Here is an 11,722-nt window from a genome sequence, read left to right as displayed (position 1 = left end):
GGCATGCCCCAGCTGGACGGCGACAAAGACCGGCGGCTCACGATCGGGGAAGTCTCCGCCCGGAGCGGAGTGGCGACCTCGGCGCTGCACATCTACGAGCGCAACGGGCTCATCGCGTCCGAACGCTCCGCCGGGAACCAGCGTCGCTACACTCGTGACACGCTGCGACGGGCGGCGTTCATCCGGGTGTCGCAGCGCGTCGGCATCCCCCTGAAAGACATCCGGTCGGCCCTCGAATCGCTGCCGGAAGGGCGCACCCCCACCAAAAAGGATTGGGCCCGTCTCTCGCAGCGGTGGCGCGATGAACTCGACGCCCGCATCCGCCAACTGGAACACCTCCGTGGCGACCTCGATGGCTGCATCGGGTGCGGATGCCTGAGCCTCACCTCCTGCGCACTGCAGAATCCCGGCGACGTTCTCGGCCGCAAGGGTGCGGGGCCGATCCGCTGGCTGTCGACCGGAGCGTCCGCCGCGGAATGACGGCCCATGCCCGCGGTGTGGGCACAGATGTCGGGAGAAAACACACCTGTCGGGCCGAATCGCGGCGTGTCGCCCGAAATCCGTGAGACCTCCCGACAAGTGTGCGGACCCGCGGGAAGCGGCGGGCCCGGGCACGGGTGGCGGGCCCGGGCAGCGGCGGATGCCGGCGGCGCCGGGCGCGCGTCAGCGAACGAGCAGGAAGTGCGTCGGCGTCGGAACCTGCGCCTCGTGGCGGATGCCGAGGGGCGCGCCTGTGCGCTCGTCGAGGTCGAGCAGGGTGATCGTGTCGGAACGCTGCCCGGCGACGAGCATCTTGCCCTCGTGGATGAGGTGGTGGCGCGGCCAGTCGACACCGGCGTCGGCAAGTGCCACCGATTCGAGGGCCTCCCCGCCGCCGCGCACACGAAGGGCCGCGATCGTATTGCTGCCACGGAGTGCGGTGTAGAGGAACTGCCCATCGCGCGAGCGCGCGAGCTCGGCAGGGAAGTCGGTGCCGACCTGTGCGATCGGACTCGCCATGGTCGACGAGACGACGCTCCAGGTGCCGTCTGCCGCGGAAGCGAGCGTGAACACCTCGCACGAGTACTCGGTGACCACGTGCAGGTGCCCGCTCGGGTGCACGACCATGTGGCGCGGGCCGGTCCCGAGCGGCAGCACGACCTCGTGGTCGAGTGCGAGTCCGTTGCTCGTCTGCCGCCAGAACCGCACGAGGTCGAAGCCGAGATCGGTGGTCACGATGCGGCCATCGGGCAGGAAGGCCGCGGAATGCGCGTGCGAAGCTCGGTCAGGGCCCGCGGCATGCGGATCGGATGCCGCCACCCCCACTCCCGCGGGAGTCGCGGCTGCGGCATCCGGATCATCCTCGCCGAACAGGGCGGCGCGCAGCGCAGCCGCGGCATCGGTCTTCTGGGGGACCATTCGGCCGGCCGCGTCGAGGCCGACCCGCACCACGCGTCCGTCACCGTAGCAACTCGCGACCAGTGCGGAGCCGTTCGGGGCGACGGCGAGATGGCACACGCTCTCACCGACCGGCATCGGCGAGCCGAGCGGCGAGAGCGACGCGTCACCGGTGCGCGCGAACGCCTGCACCGCCGCATCTCCCTCGAGCGCCGCATAGACGACGTCGAGCGACGGATGCTGCGCCAGCCAGGACGGCGACGGCGTCTCGGTGACCGCCCCCCGGTAGGCGAGCGTCGAAGCCTCGCGCCCCTCGTCACCGGCGAGCAGGCCGATGCCGTCAGCCGACCCCTCCATGGTGGAGCCGTAGCCGCCGAGCCAGAATCGTGTCACGCGCCGTCTCCGCCAGTCAGTCGAGCAGGTCGTGGCGGACGATGACCTGGTCGCGCTCGGGGCCGACGCCGATCACCGAGATGCGGGTGTTGCTCATCTTCTCGAGCGCCAGCACATAGTCCTGTGCGTTCTGGGGCAGGTCGTCGAAGCTGCGCGCGGTGGAGATGTCTTCGCTCCAACCGGGGAAGTACTCGAGCACCGGCTTCGCGTGGTGGAAGTCGGTCTGGTTGACCGGCACCTCGTCGAAGTGCTCGCCGTCGACGTCGTACGCCACGCAGACCGGGACCTGCTCGAGGCCGGTGAGGATGTCGAGCTTGGTCAGGACGAGGTCGGTGATGCCGTTGATGCGCGTGGCGTACCGGGTGATGGGTGCGTCGTACCAGCCCACGCGGCGGGGGCGGCCGGTCGTCGTACCGAACTCGAAGCCCTGCTTGCGCAGCCACTCGCCCTGCTCGTCGAAGAGCTCGGTCGGGAACGGGCCGGAACCCACGCGCGTCGTGTACGCCTTGACGATGCCGACGATGCGGTCGAGCGCGCCAGGGCCCACGCCGGAACCGGTCGAGGCGCCACCCGCGGTCGCCGACGACGAGGTCACGAACGGGTAGGTGCCGTGATCGATGTCGAGCATCGTGGCCTGGCCGCCTTCGAACACGACGACCTCGCCGCGGCCCAGGGCCTGGTCGATCAGGTAGCCGGTGTCGGCGACCATCGGACGCAGACGCTCGGCGTACGACAGCAGGTCTTCGACGACCTCGTCGGCGGTGATCGCGCGACGGTTGAAGATCTTCACCAGCAGGTGGTTCTTCTGGTCGAGCGCACCCTCGACCTTCTGGCGCAGGATGTTCTCGTCGAAGATGTCCTGCACGCGGATGCCGACGCGGTTGATCTTGTCGGCGTAGGCCGGGCCGATGCCCCGACCGGTGGTGCCGATCATGCGCTTGCCGAGGAAGCGCTCGGTGACCTTGTCGAGCGTGCGGTGGTACTGCGTGATGATGTGCGCGTTCGCGCTGACGCGGAGCCGCGAGACGTCGATGCCGCGGGCGGCGAGCGCTTCGAGCTCGAAGAACAGCACCTCGAGGTCGACGACGACGCCGTTGCCGATAACGGGGGTGACCCCGGGCGAGAGGATGCCGGAGGGGAGCAGGTGCAGCGCGTACTTCTCGTTGCCGACGACGACGGTGTGTCCGGCGTTGTTGCCGCCGTTGAACTTCACCACCCAGTCGGTGCGCTCACCGAGAAGATCGGTGGCCTTGCCCTTTCCTTCGTCGCCCCACTGCACGCCGACGATCACGATTCCTGGCATGGGTGTCCCCCCTGCTTTCGCCGGGTTTGCACCGGCCGATGAGCTGGCCCTCTTCGGGCGCCCCCATCCTATCGGGAGGGGTCGGACAGCCCTCCTCTGGACGCCGCCCTGATCGCGATGGTGCGCCGTGGCGGAAAACCGACGGATGCTGTCGCTCCAGCCGGTCGCCCGATGTCGGTTGCCCCTGTCAGGATCGAAGAATGCCAGAAGCCGTATCCCACGATCCCGGTGCCCGCACCAGCGCTGCGGCGCCGAAGGCGCAAGGACCCCTCGTCCTCATCGCAGCGCTCGTCACCGTCGTGCTCTGGGCGTCGGCGTTCATCGGCATCCGCGGCGCCGGCCCGCACTACGACCCCGGCGCGCTCGCCTTGCTGCGCATGGCCATCGGCACGGTCGTGCTCACGATCATCGCGCTTCGCCACGGCATCCGTCTTCCCGAGCGTCGTCACTGGTGGCTGATCGCCGTGTGGGGCGTGGGGTGGTTCTGCGTCTACAACCTGGCTCTGAACAGCGCCGAGCGCACGCTCGATGCGGGCACCGCAGCGATGGTGGTGAACCTCGCGCCGCTCATGGTCGTCGTCTTCAGCGGGTTGTTCCTCCGCGAGGGCTTCCCCAAGCCACTCGTGATCGGCGCGCCGATCGCCTTTCTCGGTGTCGTCCTCATCGGCATGAACTCCTCGACGAGCGCCGGACCCGACATCACGGGTCTCCTGCTGGCGCTCCTCGCCGCCGTCATGTACGCCGGCTGCACCCTCGTGCAGAAGCGCCTGCTCAGTGCGGGCGTAGACGCGACGACGCTCACCTGGCTCGGGGCGGGCGCCGGCACCATCGCCCTGCTCCCCTGGGCCGGCAGTCTCGTCGGCGCACTGCAGACGGCACCGCTCGACGCCACGCTGTGGGTGGTCTACCTCGGCATCTTCCCCACGGCGATCGCCTTCACCACCTGGCCTACGTGCTGCAGCGGAGCACCGCCGGCCAGACCTCGGCGACCACGTACGTCGTCCCCGCCATCGCGATCCTGATGTCCTGGGCCATCCTCGGCGAAGTGCCCACCCCGATGATGTTCCTCGGTGGTGCGCTGTGCCTGCTCGGGGTCCTCGTCACGCGGATGCGGTGGGGGCGGCGTACCTGATCGTTCGCACCCCCGGCGTCAGCGCCGACGCCGGATCGCCCGCCCGCTAGAGTGACCGGCGGAGGCGAAGATGACTGTGACGACCTGGTGGCCCTACGCGCGGCTGGCGGCATCCGCACTCGCCATCGCGGCGATCGTCACCCAGCTCTCCCGGTCGCTCGACGTCGCACGGAACGCCGAGACGGACTACGGACGTCACATGCCCACGGTGATCACGAACTTCTTCAGCTTCTTCACCATCGAGTCGAACGTGCTGGCGGCGGTCGTGCTCGCCATTGCGGGCATCTGGGCGCTTCGCCAGAAGAGCGCCACGACCACGGAACCGCGATGGCTTGCCGTGCTGCTCGTCTGCGCCAGCACCTACATGATCGTCACCGGCGTCGTGTACAACCTGCTCCTACGCGGAATATCGCTCCCGCAGGGAGCGACAGTCCCGTGGTCCAACGAGGTGCTCCACGTCGTCATCCCCGTCGTGATGCTGGCCGACGTCCTCTTCGCACCGCGACGGCGGGCCCTCGGCTGGGGCACGGTGGGAATCGCCGCGATCTTCCCGATCGTGTGGGCCGTCTACACCCTGATGCGAGCGAACCTCGTGACGGCACCGTCGACGGGAAACACCTGGTGGTACCCGTATCCGTTCCTCGACCCTCGGGTGAGCGGCGGCTACGGCGGCGTCGCCCTCTACGTCATCCTGATCGCGGCTATCATCATCGGTGCGGCGGCTCTCGTGGTGCTCGTCGGTCGGCGGCGCGGCATCCGATCCCCTGACCTCGCCCCGCCTCTGCCGGCCATGTGACGGTTCCGGTCGCGACGTCTGCCGCCATGAAGACGTTCAGACGGCAGAAACTGCGCTCGGAGCGCCCCCAAGGACGAGCGTCCCGACGGAGTGAGGGGCACGCGGAAGCCGTTACGCTGGTGCGCGGGGATGGCTGCGAGATGTGTCCCCGTGTGAACGAGGGAGCCACCACATGAACGAGCCCTACGCGCAGAATCCTCAGGGAAGTTCCGCACCGCCGCCGCCTCCCGCGCCCGCGGCTCCTCCGGCACCTTCCGCGGCTGCTCCTCCGTCCGGCGCACAACCGCAGGCGGCGCCCTCCACGGCCGAGATGTCGCGAGCGGCCGAGGTGCTCCGGATCATCTCCGACTCGTACTCGGCGAAGATGGTCGGCCAGGACCGCCTGCGCATGAGCCTGCTGGTGTCTCTCATCGCGGGCGGCCACATCCTGCTGGAGAGCGTGCCGGGGCTCGCGAAGACCACTGCGGCCAGCACCCTCGCCGACACGGTCAAAGCGCAGTTCAAGCGCATCCAGTGCACCCCCGACCTGCTGCCGAGCGATATCACCGGCAGTCAGATCTATGAGTCGGCCACGGGCTCGTTCCGCACCGTGCTGGGTCCGGTACACGCGAACTTCGTGCTGCTCGATGAGATCAACCGCTCGAGCGCCAAGACCCAGAGCGCCATGCTCGAGGCCATGCAGGAGCACCAGACGACCATCGGCGGCGAGATCCACCATCTGCCGAAGCCGTTCCTGGTGATCGCGACGCAGAACCCGATCGAGCAGGAGGGCACCTACGAGTTGCCCGAAGCGCAGATGGACCGCTTCCTGTTGAAGGAGATCGTCGAGTATCCGAGTCCTGCCGAGGAGTTCGAGATCCTCAGCCGTATCGACTCCGGCGTGCTCGACCCCGACCGCCACGTGACCAGCGCGGTCACCCTCGACGACGTGAATCTGCTGCAGGATGTCGCGAGCCGCATCTACGTCGACCCGGCGATCCGCAACTACATCGTCTCGCTCGCCTACGTGACGCGGAACCCGGCGCCGTACATCGGCGAGGAACGCGCCCGCTACATCAAGTACGGCGCGAGCCCGCGGGCGAGCATCGCGTTCCTCCAGGCATCGCGGGCACTCGCACTGCTCAACGGCCGTGCGCACGTGCTGCCCGAGGACATCCGCTCCCTCCGCCACCTCGTGCTGCGCCACCGCGTGCTGCTCACGTTCGAGGCCGACGCCGAGGGCATCCGCAGCGAGGAGATCATCGACGAGATCTTCGCCAGCGTGCCCACACCCTGAGGACGCGGACACCGCCGTGGCCAGCCTGATCACCCAGGTGAAGAGCAAGCTCTTCATCCACTCCGCACGCAAGTCGCTGCATGCGCTCGACGGCGCATACGCGTCGTTGCTGCACGGGCGAAGCCTCGATTTCGAGGATCTGCGGGCGTACGAGTACGGCGATCAGGTGCGGGACATCGACTGGCGGGCCACCGCACGGCTGGGAGCGCCGCTCGTCCGTCGCCACCGAGCGATGCGCATGCACACCATCATGTTCGTGGTCGACACCGGCCGCTCGATGGCGGCGCTCGCGCACGATGAGAGGTCGAAGAAGGATCTCGCCATCCTCGCCACCGGCGTGCTCGGCGTCCTGGCGCTCCGCCACGGCGACGACTTCACCGTGGTCTACGGCGACGCGGAGCGCGTGCGGCGACGCGCGCCCGGTCGCAGCGAAGGGGCGCTCGAGCATGCGCTGCGCACCGTCGACCACGCGATCGACCACAGCACCGCGCCCAGCGATCGCGACGCCCTGCTCTCGTTCGTCACGCGCACCATCTCCCGCCGCATGATCGCCGTCGTGATCACCGACGAGGCGCCCATCACGGACGAAACCGAACGGATGCTGCGCCGCCTGCGCGTACAACACGATGTGCTGTGGCTCACGGTGCGCGACGCCGATCCCGTGCTCGACCACAGCACGCGCACGATCCGCAGCGACGTCGACAGCCGCTGGGACGTCCCGGATTTCGTGCAGGGAGACCTCGGCATCGTCGGGGAGTTGGCGGCGCAGACCGAGGCCGACGCCGCTCACCTCGCCGAGACGCTCAAGCGCATGGAGATCAGTCACGCCGTGCTCGACAGTCAGGACGACGCCGTCTCGCAGCTCCTGCGGCTGCTGAACCGGAGGTCGCATGCCCGGCTCTGATGAGCTCTATCCGCCGGCGCAGTACGGCTGGGGATGGATGCTGCTTGCCTTCGGCGTTCTCGCGCTCCTGGTTCTCGGTGCCTGGCTGCTGATCGTGCTCACGCGACCGCGACGGGCCGTGTCCGCGCCTCCGGACCACTCGGGGCAGCAGCTGCTCACCGTCGACGTGCTCTCGCAGCTGCGCACCGAGTACCTCGACCGTGTCCAGCTGATCGAGACGGACTACCGCGAGCGCAGGCTCTCGGCTCGGAACGCGAACCTCGAGCTGAGCCGGGTCGTCCGCACGTTCGTCAACGAGTACAGCGGACTCGAGGCTCCGGTGCTCGCGCTCGACGACCTCGTGGCACGCGGCGTGCACCCGGCGCTCATCGACGCGATGGGCCGCCACTACTACCCGAGCATCTTCCGCCAGGGTCCGCCGATCGACCCGATCGCCGGTGCTGAGGCCGCGCGGACGGTGGTGCGCACATGGCACTAGCGAACTTCTGGATGATCCTCGTGGCGGTCGGCGTGGTGCTGCTCGCACTCGCGATCGGGCTGATCCTCGGCCTGCGCCGCCCGGGGGGGACGAACGCCGGCGAGCGGGCTCGCGTCGCTCGGGCCGAACGCCTGCGCCGCCTGCCGGCGTTCCGGCAGGCGCTGCGGAAACGAGTGCTCGCGTTGTCCGGCATCCTCGCTCTGGGCGCCGTCGCCATCCTCGTCGCCGGCGTCGTGGCGGCTCGGCCGATGTCGTCTCAGACGATCCAGCCGGTGAACACCAGCCGCGACATCATGCTGTGTCTCGATGTGTCCGGTTCGATGACCGAGGTCGATATCGAGGTGCTGACCGTCTTCGAAGAGCTGCTCGACGGCTTCGAGGGCGAGCGCATCGGGCTGACGATCTTCAACAGCTCGCCGGTGCAGATCTTCCCGCTCACCGATGACTACGACTTCATCCGCGAGCACCTGGCGAGCCTCAAGGCGAGCTTCGACTACGTCGACGAGATCCCGGAGCACTGGGTGGGGACGCTCAACGGCGAAGGGGCTTCGCTGATCGGCGACGGTCTCGCGGCGTGCACGATGGGTTTCGATCGTCCTGACGACGAGCGGTCACGCTCGGTGATCTTCGCCACCGACAACGAGGTCAACGGTGCCTCGATCGTGACGCTCGAAGAGGCGGCCGGATATGCGGCAGCGAAGGACGTGCGTGTGTTCGCGTTGAATCCCGTGCAGGGAAAGGACGCCGACGTCAGCGCCGAACTCGCCGCAGCGGCGGAAGCCACCGGGGGTGCGGCCTACGGCCTCCGCGACACGACCACCGTCGCCGACATCGTCGAGCGGGTTCAGGAGCAGGAGGCCACAGAGTTGCGCGGCGAGGCGCAAGTCGTCTGGACCGACACCCCGAACCTCTGGATCGTGGTGCTGTCGATAGCGGTTCTGTCGCTCATCGTGGTGCTGTGGAGGGTGAGACTGTGATCTTCCAACCCGCACTCAACCCGCTGCTGCTCGTGCTGCTCTTCACGCCCGCGATTGCTCTGGTCGTCTGGCTTCTCGTGCGATCCGGACAGCGCGCGCTCTGGGCACTCCGCCTGGTGATGGTGCTCGCCTGCCTCATGATGCTGCTGCGCCCAGGGATTCCCGGAGGCGCCACCCAGACGCTCGCGACCGACACCGACATCGTGCTGGTCGTCGATACCACGGCGAGCATCGTCGCGGAGGACTGGGACGGCGACCAGCCCAGACTCGACGGCGTGAGAGACGACGTGCGGGCACTCATCGAGCAGTATCCGGGTGCGCGTTTCGCCCTGATCACCTCCGACGCCGCTGCTCAACTGCGGATGCCGCTGACCACCGACACCACTGCGCTGGTGGGGTCGCTCGACGTGCTGCGTCCCGAGGTGACCAGCCAGTCCCGCGGCAGCTCGATCGGTATCGCAGCTCCGCTGCTGACGGAGACGCTCGCCTCGGCCGCCGAGTCATCGCCCGACCGTTCGCGGATGGTGTTCTACTTCGGCGACGGCGAGCAGACCGTCAGCACCCCGCCGGAACCGTTCTCCTCCAGCGCGGAGTACACCGATTCGGGCGGCGTGTTCGGCTACGGCACCGCCGAGGGCGGGCCGATGCGCATCAACAGCGGCGGCGTCGGCACAGACGAGGGCTACATCGAGTACGAAGGCGAGAGCGCCTTGTCGGTGATCGACGAGGGCAACCTGCAGGCCATCGCCGACCAGCTCGGGGTCGAGTACCAGCACAGAACGGCGGATGCTGCGCCCGAACTCCCGGCGGCACCCTCCACCACGACCAGCTATGCCGAGTCGGGCGAGGTCGGCAATGTCACGGAGCTGTATTGGATCGCCGCGCTGGTGGTGCTCGGCCTCCTGGGCTTCGAGTTGGCCCGGGCGACGATGCTGATCGCGCGGCTTCGGCAGCTGCGAGGTCCGCGGGCAGCCGCGGAGGGCGTTTCGTCTCGCTCCGCTCGCTCAACGACCGAAGCTCCGGTCGTTGAGCGAGGAGCGCAGCGACGAGACGAAACGTCCCCCGCCACGCCCGCCCGCACCCCGGTCGTTGAGCGAGGAGCGCAGCGACGAGACGAAACGTCCCCCGCCACGCCCGCCCGCACCCCGGTCGTTGAGCGAGGAGCGCAGCGACGAGACGAAACGTCCCCCGCCACGCCCGAAGGAGGTGCGCAGTGAGTTCCTCAGACACCCGGGATGACGCGGCCGCCCTCCTTCGTGCGAACCGCCGACGGCGCAGCATCCGTCGTTGGGTCGCGATCGGGACTCTCCCGCTCACGCTGGCGGCGCTGTTGTTCGTGGGCAAGCTCCTCGGCATGTACGCCTTCGCGCATCAGGCGATCAGCGCCTACGTGGTCGATGACTACGCCGGTTCCGAGGCGTCGGCCCGGGGCCAGGAGTTCCTCAACTGGTTCGAACCGTATAAAGCACCCTTCAACGTCGGCACCGCCCTCGCCGGGGCCGATGAGCTGCCTGAGGCGCGCGCGGAACTCGAGGAAGCCCTCGACCTGGCGACCGGCCTCGAGGTGTGTGGCGTGCGGATCAACCTGGCACTCGTCGTGGAGCGGATGGGCGACGCCGCCCGCGCTGACGGCGACGGCGCCGCGGCGGCGGAACTGTACGGCGAGGCTCTGACGATCACGGTCGAGACTCCGGAGGAATGTCACAGTGACCAGGCGCAGGAGCAGTCCTCCGACCCGGAGCGCGACATGTCGGACACTCTGGAGGGCACGGAGGAGCGGCTGAAGCAGAAGCAGCAGGAGCAGGAGCAGCAGCCGCAGCCGGAGGAGGAGCAGCCGGCCGAAGAAGAGCCGCAGCCGTCGGAGGACAAGCTCGAAGACCTGCAGGAGAAGCTCGAGCAGGGCACTCAGGAGCGCGACCAGCAGCAGGGCGACGACCCGGGCGGCTCGGGAACGGACAAACCATGGTGAGCGATCACGAGAAGCAGCGGGCGCGCTACCTCGCCGGAGCCGAGGGCGCCCCGCCCGTGCCACCGCCCGGCGGGTATCGCGGTGCCCGGCGACAGCAGACCCCGGCGGTCGCCGGGCCTCCGGCCCCTGGCGTCCACGCGAACGCCACGGCCGACGGCGCGAAGAAGCCGGCGAACGCGCTCGGCTGGACCGCGATCGTCACCTCTGTTCTCTTTGCTCTCACCCTGCTCGGCACGCTCCTGGCCGGCGGAACCGACATCCTCTACGGCGTGACCATGCTGGCGTTGCAGCTGCTGACCGTGGCCGTGATCGTCGCCGCCCTCTTCTCGCCGCGAGGACGGATGCTCGGCGCGATCGCTCTCGTCGTGGCGCTGCTGTTCAACGTGGCGACGGTAGGCGGAATGAGCGCTCTGCAGACGTCGGCGTCGGGGAGCTACGAAGGCCGGAAGTCGGACGAGCAGAAGCACGCGGAGGCATACCCCGCGATCAAGGACACCGACCCGCAGCAGACCCTGAGCCAGCAGTCGCTGGAGGAAGTGCGGGCACAGGCGGACGAACTCTTCGCCGACATCCGCACGCGGTTGACGGAGGAGTTCGGATACACGTGGACGCAGGTGCGAGATGAGGATCTGCGTCCGGAGCGCAACGGGTACGGCGGTGAGTCGATGCTCGCGGAGTACACCTCGGCGGGGTGGGCGACCAACGAGCCCATCCAGGATTACGCACGCAAACTCGAGGTGATGGATGTGATCGATGAGGTCGTGCTCGAACACGGTCTCTGGAATCTGTACGCGTTCAACGACCCGGCGATCTCCGGCATGGACCCGGCTGTGATCGCGAAGCTGTACGGCAGTGACGACCCGCGAACGCAGAACACCTGGGAGTACTACACAGAGAACTATCCCGACCCGTTGCGGTTCTACGCGAACATCTACGATCTCTCGAATGACCCCGACGGCGGTTTCCGCACCGCACGCGAGGCGCAGAACGCCCGTACGGGCGAGCCGCTCGAGGGCTTGCAACTGGTCGTGATCGCCAGCGGTGTGCTCAGCGAGGCGGACCGCGCGGAGTTCGAGGAGAAGTTGAAGGACTACCCGGGATTCTGAGTCGCGCCGCC

Annotated in this window: 11 protein-coding genes and 1 pseudogene; 10 read left to right on the top strand and 2 right to left on the bottom strand. The window is 68.5% G+C overall.

Annotated features, from left to right (window positions below):
- Positions 1-3 precede the first annotated feature (3 nt).
- The gene (gene soxR / locus D7252_RS05530) at positions 4-480 is read left to right on the top strand and encodes a redox-sensitive transcriptional activator SoxR (RefSeq protein WP_120774469.1); all 477 of its coding nucleotides are present in this window, start codon (positions 4-6) and stop codon (positions 478-480) included.
- Positions 481-663: 183 nt separating this feature from the next.
- Here the strand turns inward: soxR and D7252_RS05525 are convergent, their stop codons facing one another.
- Both D7252_RS05525 and D7252_RS05520 read right to left on the bottom strand, forming a co-directional pair.
- Positions 664-1,770, bottom strand: coding sequence for a beta-propeller fold lactonase family protein (locus D7252_RS05525; protein WP_120774468.1), 1,107 nt, complete (start codon positions 1,768-1,770; stop codon positions 664-666).
- A 16-nt stretch (positions 1,771-1,786) separates the two neighbouring features.
- Entirely contained in the window at positions 1,787-3,073 is a 1,287-nt protein-coding gene (locus tag D7252_RS05520; RefSeq protein WP_120774467.1) for an adenylosuccinate synthase, read from the bottom strand.
- A gap of 38 nt (positions 3,074-3,111) precedes the next feature.
- Here D7252_RS05520 and D7252_RS05515 point away from each other — a divergent pair.
- From D7252_RS05515 to D7252_RS05475, 9 genes and pseudogenes are all read left to right on the top strand, one after another.
- Positions 3,112-4,205 (top strand): annotated as a pseudogene (locus tag D7252_RS05515) (DMT family transporter).
- Positions 4,206-4,275: 70 nt separating this feature from the next.
- The gene (locus D7252_RS05510) at positions 4,276-5,001 is read left to right on the top strand and encodes a Pr6Pr family membrane protein (RefSeq protein WP_251050635.1); all 726 of its coding nucleotides are present in this window, start codon (positions 4,276-4,278) and stop codon (positions 4,999-5,001) included.
- Between the two features lie 310 nt (positions 5,002-5,311).
- The gene (locus D7252_RS05505; RefSeq protein ID WP_120774466.1) at positions 5,312-6,277 is read left to right on the top strand and encodes a MoxR family ATPase; all 966 of its coding nucleotides are present in this window, start codon (positions 5,312-5,314) and stop codon (positions 6,275-6,277) included.
- A 16-nt stretch (positions 6,278-6,293) separates the two neighbouring features.
- Positions 6,294-7,181 carry a DUF58 domain-containing protein gene (locus D7252_RS05500; RefSeq protein WP_120774465.1) on the top strand — a complete coding sequence of 296 codons (888 nt, stop codon included), beginning with the start codon at positions 6,294-6,296 and terminating at the stop codon, positions 7,179-7,181.
- On the top strand, positions 7,168-7,659 hold the full coding sequence (locus D7252_RS05495; protein ID WP_120774464.1) for a hypothetical protein: 492 nt from the start codon (positions 7,168-7,170) through the stop codon (positions 7,657-7,659). The genes D7252_RS05500 and D7252_RS05495 overlap by 14 nt, the downstream gene beginning before the upstream one ends.
- Positions 7,650-8,636 (top strand): VWA domain-containing protein, encoded by a 987-nt coding sequence (locus D7252_RS05490; protein WP_251050633.1) that lies wholly within the window; start codon positions 7,650-7,652, stop codon positions 8,634-8,636. The genes D7252_RS05495 and D7252_RS05490 overlap by 10 nt, the downstream gene beginning before the upstream one ends.
- Positions 8,618-9,853, top strand: coding sequence for a VWA domain-containing protein (locus tag D7252_RS05485; protein WP_259461053.1), 1,236 nt, complete (start codon positions 8,618-8,620; stop codon positions 9,851-9,853). Before D7252_RS05490 ends, D7252_RS05485 begins: the two co-directional genes overlap by 19 nt.
- Positions 9,850-10,605 carry a hypothetical protein gene (locus D7252_RS05480; protein ID WP_120774462.1) on the top strand — a complete coding sequence of 252 codons (756 nt, stop codon included), beginning with the start codon at positions 9,850-9,852 and terminating at the stop codon, positions 10,603-10,605. Before D7252_RS05485 ends, D7252_RS05480 begins: the two co-directional genes overlap by 4 nt.
- Positions 10,599-11,711 (top strand): hypothetical protein, encoded by a 1,113-nt coding sequence (locus D7252_RS05475; RefSeq protein ID WP_120774461.1) that lies wholly within the window; start codon positions 10,599-10,601, stop codon positions 11,709-11,711. The genes D7252_RS05480 and D7252_RS05475 overlap by 7 nt, the downstream gene beginning before the upstream one ends.
- Positions 11,712-11,722: the final 11 nt, after the last annotated feature.

This window comes from Microbacterium sp. CGR2, from assembly GCF_003626735.1.
Taxonomy (GTDB): domain Bacteria; phylum Actinomycetota; class Actinomycetes; order Actinomycetales; family Microbacteriaceae; genus Microbacterium.
This window is presented reverse-complemented; position numbering and strand designations above follow the sequence as displayed.